General features: G+C 71.9%; 23 protein-coding genes. 11 read left to right on the forward strand and 12 right to left on the reverse strand.

Features of this window, described 5'->3' with window-relative positions:
• The first annotated feature begins 271 nt into the window (after positions 1–271).
• Positions 272–1,204 carry a LacI family DNA-binding transcriptional regulator gene (locus ACIPTO_RS19135; protein ID WP_401193521.1) on the forward strand — a complete coding sequence of 311 codons (933 nt, stop codon included), beginning with the start codon at positions 272–274 and terminating at the stop codon, positions 1,202–1,204.
• A gap of 96 nt (positions 1,205–1,300) precedes the next feature.
• Positions 1,301–1,678: a BlaI/MecI/CopY family transcriptional regulator gene (locus tag ACIPTO_RS19140; RefSeq protein ID WP_366317239.1), complete on the forward strand. Its 378-nt coding sequence runs from the start codon at positions 1,301–1,303 to the stop codon at positions 1,676–1,678.
• 40 nt (positions 1,679–1,718) lie between these two features.
• Here the strand turns inward: ACIPTO_RS19140 and ACIPTO_RS19145 are convergent, their stop codons facing one another.
• Complete coding sequence (locus ACIPTO_RS19145) at positions 1,719–2,492, reverse strand: LysR substrate-binding domain-containing protein (protein ID WP_401193524.1); 774 nt, start codon at positions 2,490–2,492, stop codon at positions 1,719–1,721.
• 58 nt (positions 2,493–2,550) lie between these two features.
• Between ACIPTO_RS19145 and ACIPTO_RS19150 the strand changes: the two genes are divergently transcribed.
• A complete protein-coding gene (locus ACIPTO_RS19150; protein ID WP_401193526.1) occupies positions 2,551–2,943 on the forward strand; it encodes a DUF5997 family protein in 393 nt (130 codons plus the stop codon).
• 79 nt (positions 2,944–3,022) lie between these two features.
• On the forward strand, positions 3,023–3,757 hold the full coding sequence (locus ACIPTO_RS19155; RefSeq protein ID WP_401193529.1) for a GntR family transcriptional regulator: 735 nt from the start codon (positions 3,023–3,025) through the stop codon (positions 3,755–3,757).
• Between the two features lie 2 nt (positions 3,758–3,759).
• On the opposite strand, the gene ACIPTO_RS19160 is transcribed toward ACIPTO_RS19155, so the two are convergent.
• On the reverse strand, positions 3,760–5,394 hold the full coding sequence (locus ACIPTO_RS19160) for a phosphonate degradation HD-domain oxygenase (RefSeq protein ID WP_401193532.1): 1,635 nt from the start codon (positions 5,392–5,394) through the stop codon (positions 3,760–3,762).
• Between the two features lie 119 nt (positions 5,395–5,513).
• Positions 5,514–6,095, reverse strand: coding sequence for a TetR/AcrR family transcriptional regulator (locus tag ACIPTO_RS19165; RefSeq protein ID WP_401193671.1), 582 nt, complete (start codon positions 6,093–6,095; stop codon positions 5,514–5,516).
• A gap of 180 nt (positions 6,096–6,275) precedes the next feature.
• Between ACIPTO_RS19165 and ACIPTO_RS19170 the strand changes: the two genes are divergently transcribed.
• Positions 6,276–7,151, forward strand: a complete 876-nt coding sequence (locus ACIPTO_RS19170) for an LLM class flavin-dependent oxidoreductase (RefSeq protein ID WP_401193535.1) — start codon at positions 6,276–6,278, stop codon at positions 7,149–7,151.
• A 5-nt stretch (positions 7,152–7,156) separates the two neighbouring features.
• Here ACIPTO_RS19170 and ACIPTO_RS19175 read toward each other — a convergent pair whose 3' ends face one another.
• On the reverse strand, positions 7,157–7,552 hold the full coding sequence (locus ACIPTO_RS19175; RefSeq protein WP_401193537.1) for a YybH family protein: 396 nt from the start codon (positions 7,550–7,552) through the stop codon (positions 7,157–7,159).
• 116 nt (positions 7,553–7,668) lie between these two features.
• On the opposite strand from ACIPTO_RS19175, the gene ACIPTO_RS19180 reads away from it, so the two are divergent.
• Complete coding sequence (locus ACIPTO_RS19180; protein WP_401193540.1) at positions 7,669–8,346, forward strand: nucleoside/nucleotide kinase family protein; 678 nt, start codon at positions 7,669–7,671, stop codon at positions 8,344–8,346.
• A gap of 6 nt (positions 8,347–8,352) precedes the next feature.
• On the opposite strand, the gene ACIPTO_RS19185 is transcribed toward ACIPTO_RS19180, so the two are convergent.
• The 6 genes from ACIPTO_RS19185 to ACIPTO_RS19210 all read right to left on the reverse strand — a co-directional run bounded on the left by ACIPTO_RS19185 (position 8,353) and on the right by ACIPTO_RS19210 (position 16,638).
• The gene (locus ACIPTO_RS19185) at positions 8,353–10,185 is read right to left on the reverse strand and encodes a hypothetical protein (protein ID WP_401193543.1); all 1,833 of its coding nucleotides are present in this window, start codon (positions 10,183–10,185) and stop codon (positions 8,353–8,355) included.
• A 50-nt stretch (positions 10,186–10,235) separates the two neighbouring features.
• Entirely contained in the window at positions 10,236–11,954 is a 1,719-nt protein-coding gene (locus ACIPTO_RS19190) for a hypothetical protein (protein WP_401193545.1), read from the reverse strand.
• 2 nt (positions 11,955–11,956) lie between these two features.
• Positions 11,957–12,859 (reverse strand): carbohydrate ABC transporter permease, encoded by a 903-nt coding sequence (locus tag ACIPTO_RS19195; RefSeq protein WP_366317219.1) that lies wholly within the window; start codon positions 12,857–12,859, stop codon positions 11,957–11,959.
• The gene (locus ACIPTO_RS19200; RefSeq protein WP_401193548.1) at positions 12,856–13,770 is read right to left on the reverse strand and encodes a carbohydrate ABC transporter permease; all 915 of its coding nucleotides are present in this window, start codon (positions 13,768–13,770) and stop codon (positions 12,856–12,858) included. Before ACIPTO_RS19200 ends, ACIPTO_RS19195 begins: the two co-directional genes overlap by 4 nt.
• 122 nt (positions 13,771–13,892) lie before the next feature.
• Positions 13,893–15,215, reverse strand: coding sequence for a sugar ABC transporter substrate-binding protein (locus tag ACIPTO_RS19205; protein WP_366317215.1), 1,323 nt, complete (start codon positions 15,213–15,215; stop codon positions 13,893–13,895).
• A gap of 277 nt (positions 15,216–15,492) precedes the next feature.
• Positions 15,493–16,638, reverse strand: a complete 1,146-nt coding sequence (locus ACIPTO_RS19210; protein ID WP_401193551.1) for an ROK family protein — start codon at positions 16,636–16,638, stop codon at positions 15,493–15,495.
• A 281-nt stretch (positions 16,639–16,919) separates the two neighbouring features.
• Between ACIPTO_RS19210 and ACIPTO_RS19215 the strand changes: the two genes are divergently transcribed.
• The 5 genes from ACIPTO_RS19215 to ACIPTO_RS19235 all read left to right on the forward strand — a co-directional run bounded on the left by ACIPTO_RS19215 (position 16,920) and on the right by ACIPTO_RS19235 (position 23,497).
• Positions 16,920–17,819: an N-acetylglucosamine kinase gene (locus ACIPTO_RS19215; RefSeq protein ID WP_401193553.1), complete on the forward strand. Its 900-nt coding sequence runs from the start codon at positions 16,920–16,922 to the stop codon at positions 17,817–17,819.
• A gap of 192 nt (positions 17,820–18,011) precedes the next feature.
• Positions 18,012–19,940: a phosphatase PAP2 family protein gene (locus ACIPTO_RS19220; protein ID WP_401193555.1), complete on the forward strand. Its 1,929-nt coding sequence runs from the start codon at positions 18,012–18,014 to the stop codon at positions 19,938–19,940.
• Positions 19,941–20,032: 92 nt separating this feature from the next.
• Positions 20,033–21,766 (forward strand): phospholipid carrier-dependent glycosyltransferase, encoded by a 1,734-nt coding sequence (locus tag ACIPTO_RS19225; RefSeq protein WP_401193557.1) that lies wholly within the window; start codon positions 20,033–20,035, stop codon positions 21,764–21,766.
• Positions 21,767–21,833: 67 nt separating this feature from the next.
• Entirely contained in the window at positions 21,834–22,757 is a 924-nt protein-coding gene (locus ACIPTO_RS19230) for a MurR/RpiR family transcriptional regulator (protein WP_366317205.1), read from the forward strand.
• A gap of 365 nt (positions 22,758–23,122) precedes the next feature.
• On the forward strand, positions 23,123–23,497 hold the full coding sequence (locus tag ACIPTO_RS19235; protein WP_019064417.1) for a hypothetical protein: 375 nt from the start codon (positions 23,123–23,125) through the stop codon (positions 23,495–23,497).
• Positions 23,498–23,748: 251 nt separating this feature from the next.
• On the opposite strand, the gene ACIPTO_RS19240 is transcribed toward ACIPTO_RS19235, so the two are convergent.
• Both ACIPTO_RS19240 and ACIPTO_RS19245 read right to left on the reverse strand, forming a co-directional pair.
• Positions 23,749–24,417, reverse strand: coding sequence for a peptidoglycan-binding protein (locus ACIPTO_RS19240; protein WP_401193562.1), 669 nt, complete (start codon positions 24,415–24,417; stop codon positions 23,749–23,751).
• A gap of 87 nt (positions 24,418–24,504) precedes the next feature.
• Positions 24,505–25,341, reverse strand: a complete 837-nt coding sequence (locus ACIPTO_RS19245; protein ID WP_366317201.1) for a hypothetical protein — start codon at positions 25,339–25,341, stop codon at positions 24,505–24,507.
• Between the last annotated feature and the right edge of the window lie 2 nt (positions 25,342–25,343).

Consider the following 25,343-nt stretch of genomic DNA (forward strand, 5'->3'; position numbering starts at 1 on the left):
TCAAAGCCATCCCCTGAAGCGCTAGATCGATCTAGTGACGCGGCTCGTCCCAGTCGACGCACTTCGGGAGGAAAAGGAGATCGCCAGAATCACTAGAACGATCTAGCGCAAGCTAGCAGACAGGATCGGAGCTTGGCGAGACCCGTGCGGCGCCTTTCCCCGGGACGACTCGGCTCCCGTCCGCCTCCTGGGCGTCCTCAGCCTCCTTACAATGGCCGGACGCCGTGCCCCCTGGGATTCGGGTGGGCACGACAGCGTCGGAGCAGAGGTGATGGGGACGTCCAGAAGAGTCACGCTGAACGACGTGGCCGCGGCGAGCGGTGTCTCTCGCGCCACCGTCAGTTTCGTTCTCAACGACGACCCTCACCAGACCATCTCCGCCGCCACCCGTGACCGGGTCAAGGAAGCGGCCCGGACGCTCGGCTACGTTCCGCACGGCGTGGCACGGGCCTTGCGCGAGGGAACCTCGCGGGTCGTCGTCCTGAACATCGACGCGGGCATGGAAGGCGCGTACTCCCGCGGCTACATCCACGGACTCGACACCGAGCTGGCCGCCCACGACCACGTCCTGCTGGTCCGGCACGGTCGGCACACCGCGCAGTCCACCCAGCAGGTCCTCGACGCCATCGTGCCCCGCGCGGTGATCCGCTTCGGCGAGACATACCTGACCGGTCACGTCCTCGACGACCTGGGAGGCGGCTGGCGGGGCGGTCTCGCCGCCCACACCGCCCTCCAGCTCCGCCACCTCGTCGACCACGGTCACACCCGCATCGCCCTCGCGCTGCCGGACACCGGGTCACCGCTCGCCGAGGCCCGCCTGCGCTTCACCGGGGACGCCGCGCGCGGCCTCGGCATCCCGGCTCCGGTGTCCTTCGTCGCCCCTCGCCCGCGGTCCGCCTGCGCGGACGCCGTCGCCGCGCTCCTCGCCCAGGATCCCCAGGTGACCGCCATCGCCGGTTTCAACGACGACGTGGCCCTGCGCGTCCTCACCGCCCTGCGCGACCTTGGCCGACGGGTACCGGCCGACACCGCCGTGATCGGCTTCGACGACAACGGCTACGGCGAACACGTCGTCCCCTCGCTGACCACGATCGACGTCGACGGCGAGGTCCACGGCCGGCTCAGCGCCCGACTCGCTCTGGGACTCGACACCAGCACCCTGGAGCCCCGGCCCGCGCGGGTCGTCGCCCGCGAGTCGGTCTGACAGGACAGGCCGGTTCGGGCCCCAACCAGGGCAAAACCCCTGGTCAGAGTGGAGATGCTGGTCAAGCCCCGCCCTACACGCTGTAAGGTGAGGAGCATGGCTGGCACAGACCCGCGGACCCGGGCCGAGCGGCGCAGCGCCGGTGCGCTGGAGAGCGAGGTCCTCGCCTCGCTGTGGGCGACCGACCGCCCTCTGACACCCGCCGAGATCCAGTCCGGGATCGACGGACCCCTCGCGTACAACACCGTGCACACGATCCTCAAGCGGCTCTACGACAAAGGGCTCGTCCTGCGGGACGCGGAGGGGCGGCGCGGCGCGTACCGGCCGGCGAAGAACGCGGCCGAGTCGACCGCCCAGGCGATGCACGAGGCGCTGGACCGGGGTCCGGATCCGATCGCCGCGCTGCAGCAGTTCGTGACCGGGCTGAGCCCGGAGGAGGAACGGGCCCTGCGCGATCTGCTCGCCGGAGGCTGAGCGGCGGTCGGCCGGTCCACGGACCGCGGACACGTCCCTGTCAGCGGCCGCGAGGCTTGCCGCGCTTGGCGCCCTTCGCGCCGCCGGAGGAGCCGCGGGGGTTCCTGCCGGCCGTCTTGCCACCCGCCTTCCCCGCCGCCGGCTTGCGCCTGGCCGGGGTGTCGGGCCGCTTCGCCTTGGTCTTCGGCTGCGGGGGCGTCGGTGTACGGCCCCGCGTGCTGTTGACCGTGCGCCCGCGCACGATGCCGATGAAGTCCTCGACGAGGTCGGTGGTCGCGTCCTCCGGCCAGGACAGGGCGACGTCCGACTGGGGGGCGTCGAGGACGGTCCGGTAGGTGAGGTCCTTGCGGTGGTGCAGCCGGGCCAGGGACTGCGGGACGTAGAGGAGGCCGATGCCCGACGCCACGTGTTCGACGGCGTCCTCGGTGGTCGCGGGACGCTCGAACGCGGGCTCCCCCGGCGGCTGTTCCCAGCCGAGGACGTCGTCGAGGGGGTGCAGGACGGTCTCGTCGGCGAGTTCGTCGAGGGACACCTCTTCGGCCGCCGTCACGACATGGTCCTTCGGGGCGACGACGACGGTCGCCTCGGTGTAGAGGGGGATCGCGCTGAGGACCGTACGGTCGACCGGCAGCCGTACGAGTCCGGCGTCGGCCTCGCCGCGCCGCAGCACGTCGGACGCGTCCGCCGCCGGGACCGGGACGAGGACGAGGGGGACGTCGGGCAGGCGCTCGTTCCAGATCCGCACCCACTTGGCGGGCGTCACCCCGGGGACGTACGCGAGCCGGAACGTGGGGGATGCCTCCGAGCCTGTCACCCCGCAAGGTTACCCGCCGTGGTCGGCGGTCTCGAACGCGGTCGATACTCTTGACCGCATGAAGTCGCACCAGACCACCCAGACCATGAAGCCCGCCACGGCGGCGAAGAAGCTGGGTGTGTACCTCGAGGCCACCCCCGCCGAGTTCCAGAAGGGTGACGTCTCCCGCACCGAGCTGAACGAGCTGCAGGCCAACCCGCCGGAGTGGCTGCGCGAGCTGCGCGCCAACGGCCCGCACCCGCGCCCGGTCGTCGCCTCCAGGCTCGGCGTCTCCATCGCCGGTCTCGCGCGCGGCGGGGTCACCGAGCCGCTCACCACCGAGCAGATCGAGGCGCTGAAGACGGACGGGCCCGAGTGGCTGGAGAAGGAGCGCGCCACCCAGGCCGGGGTCCGCAAGGAAGCCGAGCGGATCAGGAACAAGAAGAGCGCCGGGAACGCCGGCAACGGCTGACGGCCGCGGGACCGAAGCGTTCAGGACGGAGAGCCACGCGGTGACGGACGGCCCGGCCGGCACGGGGAGACCCCCGGCGATGTACCGGAAGGTCGCGGCCGACCTCGGCCGGGAGATCGGCGAGGGCCGCTACGGCTCCGGCGGCCGGCTGCCCGCCGAGGGCGAACTCGCCGAGCGCTACGGCGTCTCGCGGGGCACGGTCCGCCAGGCGATGGCGCTGCTGCGCACCGAGGGCCTGATCGCCTCCCGGCGCGGCACCCGCCGGGTCGTGATCGGCTCGCCCCGGCCGCAGAGCTTCGGTGAACTCCTCAGCTTCACCCGCTGGGCACGGTCGACGGGCGAGGAGCCCGGCGGCCGGACCGTCGCCGTGGAGACCCGACCCGCCGACCCGGCCGAGCGCGAACAACTGCGGCTGGCGGCCGGGGATGAGGTGTACGAGGTACGGCGGCTGCGCACGCTCTCGGGGCGGCCGGTGATGATCGAGCGGACCGTGTATCCGCCCGCCGTGGGCGAGTTGATCGCCGGGCTGCCGACCGACACCGTGTCGCACACCGTCGCCCTGGAGGAGTCGGGCGTGCTGATCGCGGACGCCCAGCACACGATCGACCTGTGCCGGGCCGACGAGGAGGACGCCCGGCTGCTCGGCTGCCGGCCCGGCGATCCGCTGCTGCGGGAGCGCCGGTGCAGCACCGATCCGGCGGGCATCCCGGTCGAGTGGTCCGAGGACCGGTATCTCCCGGAGACGGTGGCCTTCACGGTGCACAGTTCGGCCGCCGCCGGTTCGCTGGCCCGCCGCCCGGCCGACGGAGCCTGACCTCAGCCGGTCCGCAGCAGGGCCGTGAGCAGCGGCCGGAAATGCCCGAAGTCCGGGGTGGGCGCCTCGGGGTCCTTGCCCTCGTCGTCCCAGCGGCGCACCGCGACCCCGTCGGCCGCGTAGGGGTTCGCCTCGTACGCGGCGACCTCGGCCTCGGACATCGGGCCGCCCTGCACCTCCAGTGTGTGCACCGACGCCGGGGAGAGACGGTCGAAGTAGCCGGGTTCGACCGCGCACAGATACCGCTTGGCCGCGACGTGCAGCCGGATCGGCTCGGTGACCTCGGGTCCGAACCACTCGGCCAGCCGGTCCGCCCCGGTGTGGCTGTGCCGGTTGTCGGTGCCCTGCATCAACTCCTCGCCGCTGACCGGTCCGTGGAAGTGTCCGAGGTCGTGCAGCAGTGCGGCGGCGACCAACGCGTCGGGCGCACCGGCCTGTTCGGCGCACGCGGCCGACTGGAGCATGTGCTGGGCCATCGTCACCTCCTCCCCCAGGTAGGCGCTCGCGCCCTCGCCCGCGAAGAGTCCGGCCAGTTCGTCCACGAACTTCCCCGCGGCCACGGCTCGTTCGCGGCGCAGGACGGCCAGCGTGCCGGCGAGTGCGTCGATGTCGGCGTAGGCGCCCTGGAGGTGGCGGGCGCCGCTCTCCTCGAAGGCGGTGCGCGCGTGCAGCAGCCGGACGTTGTCGAAGATCAGGCAGTCGCCGGGCAACAGCCTGAATTCCAGCTGGAGTTCGGGGCGCAGGGTGATCTCGGCGAAGGCGCGGTAGGCCCGGTAGAAGGCCTCCAGTTCGGCGGCGGGGAGCAACAGGGTACCTATGGAGCGGTTGTTGAAGCGCACTTCGCGGATCCGGCCGTGTCCGTCGACGTCGATCAGCGGCCGGTCGGCGGCCAGCGCGGTGTGCGCGTCGCTGAAGCGGAAGGGGACGGGGGTGCGGGTCAGCACGCCGAACGCCTCCGGGTTCTCGGCGCGCAGCAGTGCGGCGGCCTTGAACCCGTCGACCAGTCCGGAGCCCCCGCCGGTCGCCGCGTTGGTGAGGCAGTGCAGGAGCTGGAGGGTGGGGACGGGGTCGCGGTACGGGTTGTCGGTGTGCGGGGTGATCCGGGCGCCGGTGAAGGCGAGGTTGCTGGGGTCCGGTTCGACCCGTACGTCGAAGAGCCGCCCGTAGTTGGTCTCGCGGACGTACCCGAAGGTCTCCGCCACCTCCAGGACCTGTCCCGGGCGGCACGGTACGTCGCGGAGCACGGCGAAGCCGAGCCCGACGACCGACTCCAGTACGCGCGCCCTGACCGCCGGATCACCCTGGTACTCGGCCCAACCGGCCTCGGGGAGACGGCCGTTCAGGTCGGCGGCCGTCCACAGGGTCTTGCCGTTCTCGCCGCGCCGGTCACCGGGGTCGCCGCCGGTCCCGGGGCGGTGGGCGGTGAGCCAGCGCGTGGGGTACACGGACCGGTGTCCGTCGGGTGCCCAGTCGACCTCGACGCCGTCGGCGGCCGGCCGTACGGCGCCGAGCGCGAGGTCGGTGGGCAGGTCGGTGATCTGGAACAGCTTCTGGCCGTTGCGCGGGTCGCGGCACCGGGGGCAGGGACAGTTGTCCCGCAGCCAGGTGAGCGGCAGTTCTTCTACGGACGGTGACATCGCCATCACTCTCTCGCCAAGTTGTATAGCCAACTTTATCGACAGAGGGAACGTCTCAGCGCCGGATGGCCGGGAGACGACGCTCCGGCGACCCGTCCATGAACGCGGGCGGCGACCCGTCAGCGGGGCAGACGCATGCCCGCGGCGAAGACGTCGACCAGCCGGAGCGCGTCGTAGCGGTCGTCGCCCTCCACGCCGGCGCAGAGGTTGCCGACGCCGCGCATGATCTCGTAGGCGGTCAGGTCGGACCGGACCTCGCCGGCGGCGACCGCCGCGTCGAACAGCTCGGCGCACACGGGCAGCAGGCGTTCCAGGAAGTAGCCGTGCAGCGCCTCGAAACCGGCCGTGTCGGACCGCAGCACGGCGGCGAGGCCGTGCTTGGTGACCAGGAAGTCGACGAAGAGATCGATCCACTCGCGCAGCGCGGCGTACGGCGTCGCGCTGCTCGCCAGCAGCGCCGGGCCGGCTTCGGCGCAGGCCTCGATCTGGTGGCGGTAGACGGCGATGACGAGATCCGCGCGGGTCGGGAAGTGCCGGTAGATGGTGCCGAGTCCGACTCCGGCCTCGCGTGCGATGTCACGCACCGGGGCGTCGACGCCCGACGCGACGAAGACCTTGGCGGCGGCGTCGAGAAGGGTCTCCTTGTTGCGCCGGGCGTCCGCACGCCTGGACGGGCCGTCCGCCGCCTTCGCCGGGGCCATGGGTCCCGCGTCCGCACCGCTCTCACTCACCGCGCAACTCCTCCATCTCGCGACTTGCCAAAACGGAACAGCGTTCCGTATCGTTTCCGGAACAAGGTTCCGCTTGCCCATGATGCCAGAGCGGAGGCCGGCCGACCACGCCGTGCCCGCCGCCCGCCTTGTCGAGGAACGGACGACACCATGCCCGACGCCCCCCGCCCCAGCTTCGGAATCATGACCGCCCCCATGCAGGTCGGCTACGACGACCTGCTCCGTGTCTGGCGCGAGGCGGACACCGTCCCGGAGATCGAGCACGCCTGGCTCTTCGACCACCTCATGCCGATCGGCGGTGACCCGGACGGTCCGGCCTTCGAGGGCTGGACACTGCTGTCGGCCCTCGCCGCGCAGACCCGGCGGCTGCGGCTCGGCGTGATGGTGACGAGCAACCGCTTCCGGCCGCCCGCGCTGCTGGCGAAGATCGCCACGACCGTCGACATCGTCTCCGGCGGACGGCTCGACTTCGGCATCGGCGTCGGCTCACGCCCGGATCATCCGCTGGCCCGGCGGGAGTACGCGGCACACGGCCTCCCCTTCCACGACTCCGCGCACGCCGTGGCGAGCCTCGCCGAGGCCTGCACGCTGATCCGCCGGCTGTGGACGGAGGAGAAGCCGTTCGACTTCGAGGGCACCCACCACCGGCTGACCGGGGCGTTCGGCAATCCGAAACCCGTCCAGCGCCCCCACCCGCCGATCCTCATCGGCGGACGCTCGGCCGCGACGCTCCGCGTGGTCGCCGAGCACGCCGACCTGTGGAACATCCCCGGCGGCGACATCACCGACGCCATCGCCCGCAGCGCCCTCCTCGACCGCTACTGCGCCGACATCGGCCGCGACCCGGCCGCCATCACCCGCTCCATCCACCTCTCCGTCTCCTACGACCGCCCCGAGGCCACCCGCGCGGCGATCCGCGAGGCGCTCGACGCGGGCTTCCCCCACATCGTGCTCGGGCTCCCCTCGCCGTACCCCGACGGGGTGGCGCACTGGGTCGCCGACGAGCTGGTCCGCGAGGCGGGCTGAGCGGGTCAGTCGTGCGGGAACGAGTGGTGCTCGTGGGCGACCAGCCACCGGCCCCGCTCCTTGCGCAGGCCGAAGGTCAGCCGCAGCCGCAGGGTGGGGTGTTCGGCGAACTCCTCGGGAGTGCCGCACCGGAGCAGGGCATGGGCGTAGGCGACGTCCGTGCCGGCCGTGATGTCGAGGGAGTCGATGTCGAAGCGGGCGCCCTGGGCCTGCCACTCGAAGAACGGCGGCCAGGTCGCGCGGTAGGCCGCGAGGCCGTGGATGCCCGCGTGCGGGGGCGGGACGTCGTACATCACCAGGTCCTCGGCGTGGTCCGCCATGACGCGGTCGAGGTCGCCGCGGTGGACGGCCTCGGCCCAGCCGGTGATGAGGGTACGGATCTGTGTCACGTCGTCGGACATGGCGTCGGCTCCTGTTCCTGTCCCCCAGTCCATGGTCTCTCCGCCGGGTCGCCTTCCCGATCTTCGGCACACCATCGCCCCGGCCGGACGGCCGGGACGGATGGCACACTCTCCGTGTGCCGCTGACTTTCGACGACCTCCTCGCCCGCGCCACCGCGCTCACCGCCCCCGGCCGGCGTGCCGTCCTGGGGATCGCCGGCAGTCCCGGCGCGGGCAAGACGACCCTCGCCGAGCGCCTGGTGCGGGAGCTGAACGGCAGCGGGGTGCCGTGGGTCGCGCACGTCCCCATGGACGGCTTCCACCTCGCCGACGTCGAACTGGACCGCCTCGGCCGCCGCGACCGCAAGGGCGCGCCCGACACCTTCGACGCGGCCGGTTACGCGGCGCTGCTGCGGCGGCTGCGCGAGGAGACCGGCGAGGTGGTGTACGCGCCGGGCTTCGAACGGGTGCTGGAGCAGCCGATCGCGGGCGCGATCCCGGTGCCGCCCACGGCCCGGCTGGTGGTGACGGAGGGCAACTACCTGCTCCTGCACGCCGGTTCATGGGCGCGGGTACGGCCGTGCCTGGACGAGGTGTGGTTCTGCGAGGTCGACGAGGACGAGCGCGTCCGCCGACTCGTCGCCCGGCACGAGGAGTTCGGCAAGGACCACGCCACGGCGGTGGCATGGGTGGCGGGCACCGACCAGCACAACGCCGACCTGGTGGCGACGACACGGGAACGGGCGGAGCTGGTCGTGCCGGCCGGTGCGCTGCCCGCGCCGGAGCGGAACTCGGCGGCGCGGGCAGGCGGTTGAGGACCCTCAGGCGCGCAGGGTGAGCTCCGGCTCGGCGTCGGGGCCGCCCGCCACGTGCCCGATCACCGCGGTGAACGCCTCGGTGCGCACGGTCAGGCCGTCCTCACCCGGCTCGAACGCGGGCGTGAAGGCGGCGTCGCCGGGTCCGTACCGTACGGCGAACACGTGCAGGTCCTCGGGAGCGCCCGGCGCCGGTCCGGCCTCCAGTGCCGAGGAGCCGACCAGGTGGCGCCAGCCCTCGTCGGGGTTGCCGTAGCCGCGCGGGTCGGCGGCGAGGGCGAACGCGGCCTGTTCCTGGGTGAGTTCGGACCGGGCGTCGAAGTGCTCGGCGTCCTCGGCCGTCGGGTGGGTGAGGCGCAGGGTGCCCGCGGCGGTGACGTCGCCCTCCGCCGTCCTGCGCACCCGCTCGCCGTCGTCCGCCGCGTAGGGCAGCCCGGCCAGCAAGTACGGTGCGCCGTCGAGCCGTTCGACCGCCACGGTCGTCCAGAGCCGGGTGCCGTCGGTGACGTACAGGGACCGGATGTGCCGCAGGACGTGGTCGCGGCCGACGACCGGCTTGGTGACCAGCTTGGCGGTCAGGCCGTCGGCCCGGACGTCCCTGACCCGCACCTCGCCCATCGGACGGCACAGCAGGAAGCCGTCGAGCACCGGGCCGAAGCCGTGCTGCCGGTTCACGGCGGCGGGCAGGTAGTACGTGCCGTCCGCCTCGACCACCGCCGGGGTCATCCTGTCGTCGAAGGCCACGGACACGGTACCGGCGCGGAGTTGGTGGCGGGCCGGCACCGTCGACGGTGTGCGGTGCCACGGTGTGCCGTCCTGGATCTGCCAGACCAGCATCCACGCGAAGTGGCCGTCCACTCCCCCGTCCGGCTTGACCGCGTGCCGGCCCCAGCGGCTGTCGCCCCGGTAGCGGCCGATGTCCGAGCCGATCCGGCTGCCGAAGTAGCGCAGGCCCAGGACGGATTCGAAGCCGGAGTGCTGCTCGCTGTAGCGCGGACCGCCGTTGTCGAAGCCGCCGTTGGTGAGGCGGGCGTCGATGTAGCGGGCGAGCGCCTCGCCGTCCTCGGCGAAGACGTCCTCGCCGCTGACGATGTGGGCCTGGGCGAGGAACGACAGGGAGATCGGGCCGTAGTTGTTGTCGTAGGCGCCGCCGTGCTCGGGCGGGAGGAGGGCGCCGCGGTCGCTCACGCGGTGGGCGCGGATCTCGTCGGCGTACACGCCGAGGGCACGCGCGCGGACCGACTCGCCCTCCTCCGGCGGGAGATGGCGGGCCAGCATCAGGCCGCCGACCACGCAGCCGATGGCCTGGTTGCCGGCCTCCTGCGGGTTGAAGAAGGTCGCCTCGGTGAGCCAGCGCCAGTAGCCGTGCGCCAACTCGGCCAGGGCGGTGCGCTGTTCGTCGTCGACGAGGCCGTCCGTCGCGTCCAGGACGTTGACCGCCTGGAGCAGCGCCCATGCCGTGCTCGGCCAGTCGCCGATGGGGTGCGCGCCCGCCTCCAGCACGTAACGGGCGTACGGCAGGCCGGAGTCGCGGACCTTCAGGTTCGGATAGCCGGGGTTGTCCTCGGTGTAGACGCGCTCGCGGAGGTGGAAGGCGAGGCTGCGCCGTACCGCCTCCGGCAGCCGCGGGTCCTTGCCGCGCTGCCAGGCGAGGGCGAGCAGGGACGTCAGGCCGAGCGAGGTGTCCCCAATGTCGTCCTGGCAGTCGGGGTGTTCGAGGTTGCCCTCGGGGGTGATGCGGCGGAGGGCCTGTTCGGCGACGTCGGCGAGGACCGCGTCGTAGGCCTCCGGGGTGTCGGGGAGGTGGTGCAGCGGGCCGCGCTGGTGGAGGAGGTGCACGGGTGGGTCAGCCCTTCGTGCCTGAGGTGGCCATGGCGTGGGTCGTCGGGTCAGGAGGCGGGTGCGGGACGGCGGGCACGCAGGGCGACGGTCAGGGTCTGCGGGCCGTGTCCACCGAGGTGGACACGGTTCCCGGACGTCGCGTCGGTGCCGCCGACCACGGTGAGGTCCTGCCCCGGGTCGTACCGCAGTACGTCCTCCCGGTCCGGTCCCGCTAGTGGTTCGCCCGCCTCGACGGTGGCCTCGACGCGGATCTCGTCGTCACCGGCCCGGTAGGTCATCGGGCCGGTCGTCAGGCACCAGCGGGTGTCGCCGATCGGCGCGGCCCCGTCCACGACACCCCCGGGGCGGAAGGTAAGTTCGAGGGACCAGGGCACCCGCGGGCCGCTGATGTCGATCCGCAGGTCGGCGCCGTCGTCCAGCAACTCCACGTCGACGCGGGTCGTTTGGGAGACCTCTTCCCGGGGGCGGTCCGCGAAGGACAGTGCGGCGGAGAAGCGGCCCTCGTCCTCCAGGCGGTAGACGGCGTCGTAGCGTCGCTGGTCCGGCGGGAGGGGCTGGTAGTAGGCGGCCGACTGGGTCTCGGTGAGCCGGTACCGGTTGTCCGCGAGGCGTTGCGTGTCGGCGGCGCGGAACGGGCCCAGGTCGAAGAAGCCCCGGGAGAGGCGGACCGCGTCGAGGACGGCGGCGCCCGCGAACAGGCGCAGGAAGGTGGGGTTGCAGGCCAGGCCCGAGCGGATGCGCCGGTGTCCGGGCACGTCCGAGCCGCCGTACAGGACGCTGTGCGCGGTGGCGGAGGCGTGGGAGGCGAGGCGTGCGGTGGTGAAGTAGCGGTCGCGGGGCAGGAGTTCGGGCTCCGGCGGCGGCAGCTCGCGGCAGAGGTCGGGGGCGAGGAGGGTCTCGGCGAGGAGGTTCGGGTCGTCGATGCCGTCGGCCGCCGCCTGCCGGGCCGCCCTGCCGAGGTCGCCTCGGCCGGTGCGGATCGCGAGGAGCCGGTAGTGCGCGAGATAGGGCGCCAGCGGGAACGGGTGCTTCTGGTCCTGGCGCCGGGAGTGGACGGTCTCCACCGTGCCGTCCGGCCTGATGAGGTCCAGGGTCGCGGTGAGGTTGCGTTCCACGGCGTCCCGCAGGGCGGGGCGGCCGAGGACGTCGGCGAGCAGCAGGAGCGAGGGGTTGGACACATGGGAGGCGTAGACGGCGCTGCGCTCCGAGTAGAGGCCCTCCGCGTCGATGTCGATGCCCTCGGCGAGCCACTGCTCGACGCGGTCGAGGAGCCGGCCGTCGGGGAACGACCGGTGCAGCCGGGCCAGGGCCGCGCTCAGTTCCCAGCGGTGGTTCGGGGTGTGCACCCCGCCGGTCAGGAGGCTCCCGGAGGCGGCGCCGGCGATCTCGGCCAGGGCGGCGGCGACCGCGCGCAGTTCCGGACCGGCGGCCACCGCGAGGACGTGGGCGTCGCACACGTCGTTGACGGTGAACGCGGAGTCCGGCGGCGACTGCACGTTGTCGCCGCCCGCGAACAGACCGGTGCCGGTCTGCGCGGCCCGGAGGGCGCGGAGGTGGGTGAGCGCGGCGGCGACGGCCCGACCGCTGCCGTGCAGGGCCGAGTCCGGCGAACGGTACGCCGCGACCAGGGTCTTCACCCGGCGCGCCAGGACGCGATGGGTGACACCGGCGGGTTCCTCGTCGGGGACGGCCGCCAGGGGGACGGCCGTCCGGTCGGCGGCGCGGGCCACCGACCGGACGAACGCGTGGTCGAGCGCGGTGGGCACAGTCAGTCCTTCAGTCCCGCGTTGATGTCGGCGCTCATGACGTACCGCTGGAAGACCAGGAAGATGGCGATCAGCGGGATCATCGAGATGACCGAACCGCCCAGCAGTACCGACCAGTTGATGTTCTGCGCGCCGACGAGGCTCTGGATGCCGATCTGGACGGTGAACTTGTTCGGGTCGTTCAGCATCAGCAGCGGCCAGATGTAGTCGTTCCACCGCCACTGGAAGGACAGGATGGCGAGGGTCAGCATGATCGGCCGGGAGATCGGCACCATGATCCGCAGGAAGATGGACAGTTCACGGGCGCCGTCGATGCGTGCGGCCTCGACGAGTTCGTCGGGGACCGTCAGGAAGAACTGGCGGAACATGAAGCAGCCGGTGGCGGTGAGCACGGCCGGGAGGATGATGCCGGCGAACGAGTTGTAGAGGCCGAGGTCGCGGACCACCAGGAACTCGGGGGCGAGCATGACCTCGGACGGCAGCATCGTGGTGGCCAGGATGCAGAGGAAGAAGAACTTCAGCCACCGGTTGTCGTACTTGGCCAGCGCGTACCCGGTGCAGCAGCTGACGCCCACCGTGAGGATGGTCGTGATCACGCACACGAGGGCCGTGTTGATGAAGTACTGGGAGAAGTTGGCGCTGTCCCACGCCGCCTTGTAGCCCGACACGGTGGGGTGGTGCGGCAGCACCGTCAGCGGGAGGGAGAACAGGTCCCCGGCCGGCTTGAAGGAGCTGAGGACGAACCACGCGACCGGCAGCCCGTAGAGGGCGGCCAGGATCCACAGCAGTGTCGTCGCGGGGACCGCGCTCCGGAGTCCGCCGTCGCGGCCGTTGCGGCGCTGCTTCCTGGTGCGGGTCCGGACGGGCCGGGGGTCGACCGGACGCGGCGTGTCGGTGGTTGTCATCGGTTCTCCACCCGTCGGTTGACGACCAGCTGGATGATCGCGACGGCCATCAGGATGAGCATGAGCACGAACGACGCGGCGCTGGCGTAGCCGATCTGGCCCCGGTTGAAGCCGGTCTCGTAGATGTACTGGACCAGCAGGTTGTTCGAGGTGCCCGGTCCGCCGTTGTTGAGGGAGACGAACAGGGGATATTCCTTCATGGCGTTGATCGTGTTGAGCAGGATCACGATGAAGGAGGTGGGCGCGATGCTCGGCAGCGTGATGCTCCTGAACTGGCGCCAGGGACCGGCGCCGTCGAGCGAGGCCGCCTCGTAGTACGACACCGGCACGTTCTTGATCGCGGCGATGAACAGCAGCATCGAGAAGGCGGTTCCCCACCAGGCTCCGGCCATGACCACGACGCCCAGCGACAGGTCCGCGTTCGACTGCCACGCGATGGCGTGCCCGCCGAGCTTCTCGATGACGTAGTTGATCAGTCCGAAGTTCTCGCCGAACAGCCACCGCCACAGGACACCGACGACGATGGGCGAGATGAGCCACGGGACGAAGAAGACGACACGCGCGACGGAGGCACCCTTGGCCTGCTTGCTCACCACCAGGTTGGCGATGAACAGCGACAGCACGAAGTTCAGCGGGACGACGAGGACGGTGTACAGCAGCGTCCGGAACAGCGCGTCGTAGAAGGTGGAGTCCCCGAACAGGTGCTGGTAGTTGTCCAGTCCGATGAACTGGAAGGCCCCCACTCCGGTGTAGTTCGTGAACGAGTACACGAGCCCGATCACCGCAGGCCACACGAAGAACAGCGCGAAGAGCACGACATTGGCCGCGATGAGGACGAGCGGCGCGAGGGTGTAGGTGCTACGTCGTTTCCTGGGCGGCCTCACGGACACGTCCGCGGCGCTATGTGTCATCTTCCTGACTTCCGTACTGGTGGAATGGATCGCTGTGGCTCACGCCGTGAGCCCGGCATGACGTGGGTGCCCGGGGCGGGCGGCGGCGTCCGGCTCCCGCCGCCCGGCCCCGTGGCCCACGATCAGCCGCCGACCGCCTGGTTGTAGCCGTCCACGATGTTCTGCAGGGCCTTGTCGACCGACTGCTGGCCGTTGATCGCCTTGCCGAGCTCCGTCTTGGTCGGGTCGGTGGTGAGGCTCTTGCCCTTCAGCACCCAGGCCGTCTGCGCGTTGTTGAAGTAGCCCGAGATGGGGGCGTACAGCGGGATCTCCTGGTTGTAGAGCTTGAACGCCGCCTGGGCCGCCGCCGACTTGAACGGGTACTTCGGGTTCAGGCCGCTCTCGACCGGGAGGAAGCCGGAGGTCTCGACCAGCTCGGTGTAGTTCTTCGGCTCGTACACCCAGGACATGAACTTCTTCCCGGCGGTGGCCGCGGCGCTGTTGTTGTTGAAGCCCACCATCATGCCGCCGCTGTTGACGTCACTGGCCTGCACCGGCTGGGCCGGGGTGGGGACGCTCGCCCACTCGAACTTCTTGACGCTGTCCGCGAAGGAGGCGACCTGCCAGACGCCGGACCAGTAGGCGACGACGTCACCGCTCTGGAACATGGCGGACGGGTCGGCGCCGCTGGTCCACACCGACTTGGGCATGACCTTGTCGTCGTTCAGACCGACGAAGTACTTGACGGCCTTCTTGGTGGCGTCGTCCACCGAGAACTTGCCGGAGGAGTCCGCGTGGACGTACTTGCCGCCCATCTCGTACACCATGGCGCGCAGCCGGGACGGCGACTGGTCGAAGGTCAGGGAGTACTTGGCGCCGGTCTTCTCGCGGACCTTGTTGGCCGCGGCGATGAACTCGGTCCAGGTCCAGGTGTCCGTGGGCGTGGCGGGGACGGCGACGCCGGCCTTCTCGAAGAGCGACTTGTTGATGAACAGGCCGGAGGCGGTGACGTCCGAGGGAATGGACAGCACCTTCCCCGAGGAGTCCTTCGCGAGGAAGTTCGAGTTGATGTTGTAGCTCTTGTTGTTGGCGATGGAGCTGAGGTCGATCAGCTTGCTCGACCAGATCGGGTCCAGCGCCGGGACGTCCGCCACGTCGGGCAGCGAGTTGGCCTGCGCCGCGTTGTGCAGCTTCGTCGGGTACCCGTCGTAGGGGATGTTGACGAGCTTGACGTTGACGCCGGTTTCCTTCTTGTACTGCGCGACCAGCTTCTTCCAGCCCGCGTCCTGTCCGGGGACCGTGGAGATCCAGAACGTCAGCGACTTCGCGTTGCCGCCCGATTCGGAGCCCGATCCGCAGGCGGAGAGCAGCAGGGCACCTGCCGTGGCAACGGCAGCGAGGGGAACAAGGCGGCGCATGCCGCCGCGGCCGAGTCGGCTGGAGCGCCGCACACCCACAGTGGTCATCTTCGATCCCTTTTTCGTCGTAGGGGACGGAGCACGGCGCCGACCGATGCGGCACGGGTGCATTTTGCAAGAAAGTTCGCTTTCCGGGGGCGCGGCCTCGCCCGGCCGTGTCATCCGCACGGGGCGAGGTCCCCGGCCGTCGTGGCCGTCACCGCACGAGCACACCCTCATGCGGTTGCCGTACGTCGCGTACGGGCTGGGAGGCTCACCCCAAGTCGGCGTCCCGGCCGACTTAGAAAGCGCTTGTCCGGACATTGGCAGACCAAGTCGGAGGCCGTCAATCCTTCACCCCCGCACCATCGGTCACGGTTTGGACTCCTCTGGCCACCGCGAGCCGGGCGGCGCCCACCACGGTGCCCAGTTCGCCGACCGTGCTGCTGACCACCTCGGTGGGCCAGCTCAGCCGCTCCAGCTCGGCCCGCACACCGGGCAGGAGCTGCGGGTCCGTGCCCGTGCTGCCCCCGAGGACGATCAGTCCCGGGTCCAGTACGGCGGCCACCGCGGCGGCCAGCCGGCCCACGTCGGCGGCGTGCCGGCCGACCAGCGCGGCGGCCGTGCCGTGCCCCTGGCGGGCGAGCGCGAAGAGCCGGTCCGCGCTGCCCGGCCGCGGCCCGTCGGTGTCCTGCCAGGCCGCGGCGGCCCGGCGCAGCAGCGAGCGGGCGCCCACGTACTCCTCCAGGGCCTCACGGCGGGGCTCCACGGCGTCGTGCCAGGGGTAGGGCAGCCGGGCCAGCTCACCGGCCGCGCCGTTCGCGCCGCGCAGCACATGGCCGCCGACGACGATGCCGAGACCGATGCCGACGCCGATGCGGAGATAGCCGAAGGTGGTGCGGCCCCGGGCGGCGCCCTCGTGCAGTTCGGCGAGGGCGGCGCAGTTGACGTTGTTCTCCAGGTGGACCGGCACGCCCGGCGGCAGGGCGACCGTCATGGCGTCGAACACCGGGCCCGCCTTGGCGGTCGCGGGGCGCATGCCGGCGCCCGCGCGGTCGCGTGCGGCGACATCACCGACGGCGACGACGACCGTGCGCAGCGGGGTGCCCGCGGGCAGCGCGTCCAGGGCCTCCCGGACGGCATCGGCCGCGTCCTCCCGGGAGCCGGTCGCCTCGGCCAGCGGGGTGCCGTCCAGGGCGCAGCCGCGGACCCGGGTGAGGGCCGGGCCGAGATCGACGGCGAGTACGGCGCCCGCGGCCGGGCCGAGCCGGTAGACGGCCGCGTTGCGTCCCGTGCCGCCGGAGGCGGTGCCGGAGTGGGCGGCGAGCCGGACCTGCTCCAGCTCCACGACGGCGGAGGACACCGTCGGCTTGGACAGGCCGGCCAGGCTGGCCAGCTGCGGCCGGGTGGCACTGCCGGCTCGCGCCAGCACCTCGAAGACCGCGCTCGCGCTCTCGGTCAGCCGGGACTCCTGCGCCACGACGTGTTCCACGCTTCCCCCAGTTCGCTGGCCGCGCCCGGCGGGGTGTCCGTGGGGCGCGGCGATGGGATGTCCTGACGTCACGCGGGCCCGGGCGGCGGTGCCCGTGACCGAGTTCGCAATGACTCTTGACGCACTGTACTTCGTTAGTTAACTTCCTAACGAACGTCACGGTACTCGCCTGCCGTGGTCCGTCAGAAGCCCGTCCCGGGGCTTCCCTAGTGCTCCAACCACCGCTCCCGCGGACACGGTTCGCCCACCGTCGCAGCACGCGCAACGACGAAAGAGGTTCCGTGCAGGACTCCACGCCCCTCGTGGTCGGCATCGACGTGGGTGGCACCAAGACACATCTGCGCGCCTGCGCGGGTACGGATGTCGTCGCCGACCACATCCGTACCAGCAGCGGCTGGCGGCCGCACGACCCCGTGGCCGCCGCCGACTGGCTGACCGCCGTCGTCCACGACGTCCTGCCCGCGCACACGCGCCCGGCCGCGGTCGCCGTGGGCGGACACGCCTGCGAGACACCCCGGCAGTGCGCCGGGATCCGTGCCGCGCTGGAGGACCGTCTCGGGACTCCCGTCCTCGTGGTGGGCGACGCCGAACTCCTCGTCCCCGCCGCCGGGTTGGACAAGGGTGTCGGCCTCGTGGCCGGCACCGGCTCCGTCGCGGTGGGCCTGCTCGCGGACGGCGGCCGGCTCCAGGTCGGCGGCTGGGGCGCGGTGCTCGGCGACGAGGGCGGCGCCGCGGGACTCGTCCGCGAGGCGGCCCGCGCCGCCTGGGCCGCGCACGACCGGGGCGAGGCCCCGGACCACCTCGCCAAGGGACTCGTCGAAGCGTTCGCCGTGGCCGAAGTCCCCGCGCTGGGCGACGCGTTGGAAAGCGCTTCCGACGTCTCCGCCGACTGGGGCCGTCACGCCCGCGTCGTCTTCACCGCCGCCGACGCCGGCTCGCTCCTCGCGCGCGAGGTGATAGCGGAGGCCGGCCGGTCCCTCGCCGCACTCGTCGTACGGCTCGCCGAACGCGGCGTCCCCGTCGACGACGTGGTGGTCTCGGGCGGCACCATCCTCGCCCAGCCCAGGCTGTACGACGCGGTCACCGCCGCGCTCGCCGAGCGGCTGCCGGGGGCGCGACCCCAGCCGATCCAAGTGCCGCCCGTCGAGGGCGCGGTGGCGCTGGCCCGATCGATCCTGTGAACCGCACGGCCCCCGTTCACCCGGGGGCCATGTGACGGACGCCGAACCCCTTCCAACGGGACACGGCCCGCCGCAAATCTTCGCACGTACGCATCACCCGACGTATGCGCTTTCTCGCGTCGCACCGCGCACCACAGCCGATCGCACGACCCCACCGGCCTCACCGCCGCAGACCTCAAGAGAGGCACACCCATGCCGTCACCCGCCGGGCAGCGCACGAACGACGTTCGACCCGCCGTGAACAGACGTGGTTTCCTCAAGACCTCGCTCGGCGCCTCGGCCGCCGTGGTCGCCGCGCCCACGCTGGTCAGTTGGCTGGCCGCCGCGGACGCCAAGGCCGGCACGTCCCCGCTGCCCTTCGTCGACGACTACAAGAGCAACGTCAGCACGAACCTCACGCCCGAGACCAACGCCGTGGTCCGCGTCCTCGGCGGCATGGCGCTGACATGGAAGACCGGCGCCGCCTGGAACACCGGCACACCGCTGCGCCCCGAGATCCTGCGCGCCAACATGCGGTACTGCGCCGACCTCACCACCCGGCGCACCCAGGCACAGGCGAAGGAGGCGTTCCTCTACGACCGCCAGCACCAGAGCTACGCGATGATCGCGGGCCTCGGTCCGCTGGCCGACCTCTACAAGTCCGGTGCCCTGGCGGTCACTTCGATCACCAGCGCCCCCGAAGGGACGCCCGCGACGACCATCAGCGACGCCGTCCCCGCCGACGCGCCCGCCGGTGCCGCGCTCGGCGCCGGCTCGCACGACTCGGTGCTCGGCAAGGTGGCCGAACTGGTCGACACCGTGCGCGGCAACTACGCCTCGGGCAACCCCGCCAAGTACGCCTACCAGTACCCGCGTCCGTGGCGCATGAACGAGCGGAGCGAGGTCGTCGACACCGGCGAGGTCGACTCGCTCGGCTACCCGGTCTACGACTCCAAGGTCGTCGTCGCCCCTCAACTCCTGCGCCAGCGCAGCACGTCACCGGTCGACGACGGCGGCTTCCCCAGCGGTCACACCAACGCCTTCCACCTGGCGGGCCTCGCCTACGCGTACGCCGTACCGGAGCGCTTCCAGGAACTGGTCACCCGTACCTTCGAGTTGAGCCACACCCGGATCATGGCCGGCATGCACTCGACGGTCGACGTCATCGGCGGCCGCGTCATGGCCACCGCGCTGGCCGCCGCCACGCTCGCCGACCCGGCCAACGCGGCGCTCAAGACCGCGGCGCGCGCCCAGGCACTCGCCTACTTCGAGGCGCGGACCGGCACGACGGCGGACACCCTGTACGCCTACGCCCACGCGGCGACCACCGCGACCGACCCGTACGCGGACCGCACCGCCAACTCCCGTCTGGTGCGCGACAAGTTCACCTACGTGCTCCCCCGCAGCGGCCGTGACAAGGCGCTCACCGTGCCCAAGGGCGCGGAGGTGCTGCTGGAGACCCGGCTGCCGTACCTCTCCGCGGCCCAGCGCCGCGAGGTGCTGCGCACCACCGCGCTGCCGTCCGGGTACGTCCTGCTCGACGGGTTCGAGCAGTGGGGCCGCCTCAACCTCTTCGCCGCCGCGGACGGTTACGGCTCCTTCGACTCCGATGTCGTCGTCGCCCTCGACGCGGCGGCCGGGGGCTTCGGCGCGGCCGACGCCTGGCGCAACGACATCGACGGCTGCGGCGGCCTCACCAAGCAGGGCTCCGGCACCCTCACCCTGACCGGCCACAACGCGTACACCGGCGGGACCCTCCTCACGTCCGGTGTCCTGGTGGCCGGTTCGGCACACGCGCTGGGCCACGGCGACGTGAGCGTGCTCGGCGGTTCGCTGCGGGTGGCGGAGTCCGCGCAGATCCACGGCTCCTACACCCAGCAGTCCGCGACCCTTGAGGTCACGCTCCGCTCGGGCCACCAGCCCGCCGTCGAGGTCACCCGGCGCGCGACGCTCGGCCGGGGCAGCGTGCTGGCCCTGCGGTTCGACGCCGGACACCCGCCGGCCGCGGGCTCCACGGTGCGGGTCCTGGGCGCCTCCTCGCTGCGCGGCCAGTTCGACCGCGTCACGGTGAACTCGGACACGCTGCGGGCCGTACCGCTGTATACGGCGGAAGGTCTGTCGGTACGACTCCTGAAGCGGTGACGCCCCAGGTGGCGGGAGCGGTGCGACAGTAGGGCCATGCCCCGGCTCCGCTTCGCTCCCGCCACCACGCGGCCGGCCTCACCGCAGGGCGGATGATGGCGCGCGAACAGCACTCGGTCCTCGACCCCGGCACGCTCGACGACACGGGCGGCGGGGACGCTCCGCCACGCGTCGTCGGCTCCCGGTCGGCACGCCTGTACGCCGGGCTGCGGCACCGCAAGCGATGGCTGCTGCCGCTCCTCGTGGTGGTGCTCCTCGCACAGATGGCCGCCGTGATGATCACGACCGCCGTGCAGCAGACACCGACCATCGACGAGCCGGTGTACGTGGCCACGGCCACCGTCTACCTGCGGGAGCACAGCCTCGACTACAACCCCGAGCACCCGCCTCTCGGGAAGCTGGTGATCGCGGCCGGGATCGCCGTCGCCGACCCGCACTTCGACGCCGACTACCAAGGAAATCAAGGTGCGTTGGGGCGCCATCTGCTCTACGAGTCGGGCAACGACCCCTGGCGGCTGATGTTCTGGGCCCGTCTGCCGGTGATCGTCCTGACCCTGCTCTTCGGGCTGGTCGTGTTCGCCTTCGCGCGGGAACTCGTGGGACCCGCCCGGGGGTTGATCGCGCTCGCGCTGTACGCGTTCTCGCCCGACATCATCGCGCACGGCTCGCTGGCCACGCTCGACGTGCCCGAGGCGGGCTTTCTGCTGACGTCGGTGTGGCTGCTGTGGCGGGCCAGAGGGCGGCCGACGCTGTATCTGCCGCTCGCGGGGGCCGCGCTCGGGGCCGCCGTGGCGACGAAGATGAGCGCCCTGCCCGCCGTGCCCGTCCTCATGCTGCTCGCCGTCGCGTCGGTGTGGTCCGCCCGCCGCCCGGCCGAACGCGCCACCCGGCTCAGGGCGTTGGCGCTCGGGACGGCGGGCGCGGCCGTCGTGGCCGTGGTCGCGCTGGCCGTCGTATGGGCGTCGTATCTCGTCGTCGATCCGCGGCTGCGGTTCACGTCCACGACGGCGGTGCCCGTGATCCACGGGCTGCGCGGGCAGTTGGTGCCGCTGCTGCCGTTCCCGCGGCCGTTCCGGGACGGGATGCTCATCCAGTTCGGCATGGAGGACTACCCGTGGCAGGGCTTCCTGTTCGGGCACCTCTACACCGGGTCGCACTGGTACTACCTCCCGGCGGCCCTGCTGGTGAAGACACCGCTCGGCATGCTCGCGCTGTGGGCGGCGGGTGCCGTCGCGGTCGTGGCGGTGCGGCGGTCGCGGCCCGCGGCGCCGTATCTGCTGGTCCCGACGGCCGTGCTGCTGGCCACGGCGATGGACGGCTCGCGGGACTTCGGGACGCGGTACGCGATCTTCGTGCCGATGTTCCTCGCGGTCACGGCGGCCTGTGTGCCGGCGCTGCGGTCGTGGTGGCGGTGGGCTCCGCTGTCGACGGGGCTGCTGGTGGCGTTCGTCGCGGTCAGTTCGCTGCGGACGTTCCCCTACTACCTGCCGTACTCCAACGAGGCGTTCGGCGGCCCCTCGAAGACCTATCTGCGGCTGCACGACTCCAACGTGGACTGGGGCCAGGACCTCGGCCGCCTCGCCGACCGGCTGCGCGAGCGGTACCCGGGCGAGCGGGTCTGGCTCGTCTACAAGGGCAGCGGGGTGCCGTCGTACTACGGCATCGAGTCGTCCGATCCGCGCAGGGCGGGAGCGCGCGAGGTGCACGGGCTGCTGGTCGTCTCGGACACCGCGATCGACAAGGCACAGGGGAAACTGGCCGAGTTGATCGACAGCAGTCGTCCGATCGATCAAGTCGGTCATTCGATCACCATCTACCGCCGCTGATCACTCTCTGGTCACAACGCTCTGTGAGCTATGTTGAGTGGCTGTGGGAGACAAAGGAGGCGCACCGGTGCCATCGCCGCAGCAGGCACGCGCCCAGGCATCGGCGATCACCTCGGGCAGAACCGACCCGGAAGTCGGCGCGGCACCGACGTCCCAACTCAGGGAACTCTTCGACAGGCCACGGCTGTCACCGGGTCAGCGGCGCATCGCCCAGTACCTGATCGAGCACATCACCGAGGCCGCGTTCCTCTCCATCACCGATCTCGCGGAGCGCGTCGGCGTCAGCCAGCCCTCGGTGACCCGGTTCGCGGCGGCGGTCGGCTTCAGCGGTTACCCGGCGCTACGGGAGCGGCTCCAGGCGATCGCCCTGCGCACCCTCGCGGGCGGCCCGGCGGCGGCCGAGGTGAACCGCAGCAACGAACTGCAGGCCGCGGTCGACGCCGAGATCGAGAACCTGGAGAACCTGCGCCGGGACTTCGCCGACCCCGACCGGCTGATCGAGGTCGGCCGCGAGCTGTCGGCGTCCACCCCGCTGACCGTCCTCGGCCTGCGCATCTCCGTCTCGCTCGCCGAGTACTTCGCGTACGCGGCACGCCGTATCCACCCGGACGTACGGCTGGTGACCCGGGGCGGCAGCGTCGCCTACGACGCGATCCTGCAGTCCCGCGAGGCGGGCGGCACCTGGCTGCTCGCGTTCGACATGCCCCGGCACGCGCACGAGACGCTCACCGCGATCCGGGTGGCGCGCAGCGCCGGGCTCAAGGTGGCCCTCGTGACCGATCTGGCGCTGGGCGCGCTGGCCGACGAGGCCGACGTCACCTTTGCCACGGGTACCGGCTCCCGCCTGGTCTTCGACTCGTACGCGGCCCCCGGCATGATGGCCTCCGCCCTGCTCCAGGCCATGACGGACGCCGATCCCGAGCGGACGCAGGCGCGCTTGGAGGACTACGAGCAGATCGCCGAGCAGCACCAGTTCTTCATGCGGGACTGACCCGCCACTCCCCCCTCATACAGATACGCATGGGGGCGATTCCACCCATTGCGCGCATGAATGTTTTCATACGCCTTGCAAAGCGGACGGCATATATAAATACTGCTCACGGATCGCACCCGCCCCGAGAAAGCCCGGTCCGCCCATGCGCATCTCCGCTCGACCCGCCGCGCCGGCGACCACCGCCTCCCGGGGCTCTCGCACGAACACTCCCCGCCGTCGATTCCTACCCGCCTCGGCGCCGGGCGTGTTCGGTAGGGCATCGCCTCCGCGAGCGCCCAAGGCGGCCTCGGTCATCCCCTGGGCCGGGGCCGCCTCACACCGTCGACCCACCCCCGCGACGCCGCACCCCGGGAAGCGATGACATGCAACTGACCACCACGCGCATCAGCCAGGACTGGCCCTGTCAGGTCAAGACACCCGGCAGCTACGACTGGGAGCGCTCGGCGGCCAAGTGGCTGCGCGAGCTGGTGCCGGCCCGCTACGCCAGCTACCCCGCGTTCATCCGCCACCCCGTCCTGCTCGCCCGGCACGCGCAGATCCAGGTCCAGCACGAGATCCGCGTGGCCCGCACCGCCCTCCAGACCGCACGCGCCGACCTGCCCGGCATCGGCCTCCCCGAGTCGGTCATCGAGCACACCATCAAGCTGTACGCCGCCGAGGTCCTCCAGCTCCAGCACATCGCGCGCAGCGTCCGCGCGGTGACCGAGGCCCTGGTCGGACACAGCACCGGACGCTGACCCGGCTCCGGTCGACGTCAGTCGTCGTCGCGGTGCCGCCAGTACCAGAACACGCCCACGACGAGGGCCAGCAGAAGGACTCCCGGCAGGATCAGACCCGGGACGCGCGAGCCGCTCATCGGCGTGGCCTTCGGTTCGGAACGGGCACGACACCGCCGACCTGCGGCGCCGCGCTGTCCATGATGAGGCTTCACCGCCCCTCCGGCAGCGGCTTTGGCCAGGCCCTGCCACGCAGTCGGGACCCCGGTCGCCTACTGGCCGTCGCCCAGCGTCGTGCGGGACTCCAGGTCCTTGCGGGTGTCGTCGCCGTAGACACCGTTCTCGTCACCCCGGATGCCGTACCAGAGCTGGAAGCGGGCGACCGCCGCCGTGAGCGTCGCGTCGTACCGGCCGCTCGTCGAGCCGTTCTCGTAGACGTTCGGGATGCGCAGGAGGCGCTGCTCCAGCTCCGTCACCTGGGGGCCGCTGTCGCCCTCGCGGAGGGTGCCGGGGCCGTCCGGGTCGGTGGTCCCCGGGGTGGTGGCCGGGCCGGCGGCCGGGGCGGAGGTCACCGGAGTGGGCGTGCCGACCGGCTGCGCCGTGCTGGCCTCGCCCCTGCCCGGCAGCAGCAGGGCGCAGGCGAAGCCGACCAGCGCGGCGGCGCTCACCCCGACCACGATCGCGGCCCGGCGCAGCCCGGGACCGAAGGCGGTCGGGGTCGGGAGCGGGTGCGACTCGGCGGGTACGGGCGGCAGTTCCTGTGTCTCGGCCTCCGAGCCGAACAACGGTCTGTGCACCGGCACCGACTCGAAGACGGAGGAGTCCCGGCGGGGCTCCCGCATCAGCGCCGCGAGGTTGTCGGAGCGGCGGCGGCGCAGCACTCGGGCGGGTTCCAGGACCGGGCCGCCTGACGAGGATCCCGGTTCGGGCGGTGTAGACACACTGCTCTCCTTCCGTTCCGCGCGCACGGACGTCCACGGTCCCCCGCAAGAGATACGCGCGGACGGCCGCGGTGGTTCAGTGCGGCGTCACCCGCGCACGAACCGGTGCAGGGACGCCTTCAGCGCCGCGACGAACGCGTCCCGCCGGACGTCGTCGAGGGCGTCTAGGGAGAGGTACGGGTTCAGGTCCTCCAGTTCGACGAGGAGCAGCTCACCGTCCGGGGCGCGGCAGGCGTCGACGCGCTGGATGCCGTGGCCGATGCCGTTCCAGTCGATGAACCGCTGGGCGAACTCCAGGTCCCCGGGGCCGGGTTCATAGGGTTCGAGCTGCCAGCGCTTCTCGGTGTCCGGGGCGTGGAGGGCGTACTGGAAGTCGTGGTCGACGAAATAGAAGGACACCTCGTACGAGAAGTCGACGCACGGCTGGATCAGGACGCTTCCGTCGGCGGACGCGGCCAGCCGGCCGGCCGGGACGATCTCCAGGCCGATGGAGTCGGCGCCCAGCTTGGGCTTGACCACGTAGCGGTCCGTGCGGGGCAGCCGGTCCAGGTCCTCGGCCCGGTCGACGGTCGGGATCACCGGGAACCCGGCGGCGGTGAGATCGAGGAGGTACTGCTTGCCCGCCATGTCCGCGCGGCCCGACAGCTGGTTGTAGACGCGGGCTCCGGTGCGCAGCGCGTGCTCGCGGAACGCCTCGTACTCCGCCCGGTATCCGAGCACGGGCCCGCTGTTGCGGACGACGACCGCGTCGAAGCCGTCCATCAGCGCGGCGGCGTCGAGCGGATGGCACAGCGCCAGGTCGAAGTCCTCGCGCAGCCGGGAGGCCAGGTGGATGTCCTCGTCGCAGTAGCGGCGCCCGCGGGCCGGGTAGGCCAGGTCGGTGACGTACAGGACGTGGGGGCGGGCGGGGGGTCTGGTGGGCATGC

It is taken from the genome of Streptomyces sp. NPDC090083, assembly GCF_044747445.1.
Taxonomy (GTDB): domain Bacteria; phylum Actinomycetota; class Actinomycetes; order Streptomycetales; family Streptomycetaceae; genus Streptomyces.

Bases quoted from the DNA above. Each gene is read 5' to 3' on its own strand.
- ACIPTO_RS19155 (WP_401193529.1), top strand. From the start codon at position 3,023: ATGTACCGGAAGGTCGCGGCCGACCTCGGCCGGGAGATCGGCGAGGGC.
- ACIPTO_RS19235 (WP_019064417.1), top strand. From the start codon at position 23,123: ATGCAACTGACCACCACGCGCATCAGCCAGGACTGGCCCTGTCAGGTC.
- ACIPTO_RS19225 (WP_401193557.1), top strand. From the start codon at position 20,033: ATGATGGCGCGCGAACAGCACTCGGTCCTCGACCCCGGCACGCTCGAC.
- ACIPTO_RS19140 (WP_366317239.1), top strand. From the start codon at position 1,301: ATGGCTGGCACAGACCCGCGGACCCGGGCCGAGCGGCGCAGCGCCGGT.
- ACIPTO_RS19245 (WP_366317201.1), bottom strand. From the start codon at position 25,341: ATGCCCACCAGACCCCCCGCCCGCCCCCACGTCCTGTACGTCACCGAC.
- ACIPTO_RS19195 (WP_366317219.1), bottom strand. From the start codon at position 12,859: ATGACAACCACCGACACGCCGCGTCCGGTCGACCCCCGGCCCGTCCGG.
- ACIPTO_RS19135 (WP_401193521.1), top strand. From the start codon at position 272: ATGGGGACGTCCAGAAGAGTCACGCTGAACGACGTGGCCGCGGCGAGC.
- ACIPTO_RS19170 (WP_401193535.1), top strand. From the start codon at position 6,276: ATGCCCGACGCCCCCCGCCCCAGCTTCGGAATCATGACCGCCCCCATG.
- ACIPTO_RS19175 (WP_401193537.1), bottom strand. From the start codon at position 7,552: ATGTCCGACGACGTGACACAGATCCGTACCCTCATCACCGGCTGGGCC.
- ACIPTO_RS19165 (WP_401193671.1), bottom strand. From the start codon at position 6,095: ATGGCCCCGGCGAAGGCGGCGGACGGCCCGTCCAGGCGTGCGGACGCC.
- ACIPTO_RS19150 (WP_401193526.1), top strand. From the start codon at position 2,551: ATGAAGTCGCACCAGACCACCCAGACCATGAAGCCCGCCACGGCGGCG.
- ACIPTO_RS19205 (WP_366317215.1), bottom strand. From the start codon at position 15,215: ATGACCACTGTGGGTGTGCGGCGCTCCAGCCGACTCGGCCGCGGCGGC.
- ACIPTO_RS19220 (WP_401193555.1), top strand. From the start codon at position 18,012: ATGCCGTCACCCGCCGGGCAGCGCACGAACGACGTTCGACCCGCCGTG.
- ACIPTO_RS19200 (WP_401193548.1), bottom strand. From the start codon at position 13,770: ATGACACATAGCGCCGCGGACGTGTCCGTGAGGCCGCCCAGGAAACGA.
- ACIPTO_RS19160 (WP_401193532.1), bottom strand. From the start codon at position 5,394: ATGTCACCGTCCGTAGAAGAACTGCCGCTCACCTGGCTGCGGGACAAC.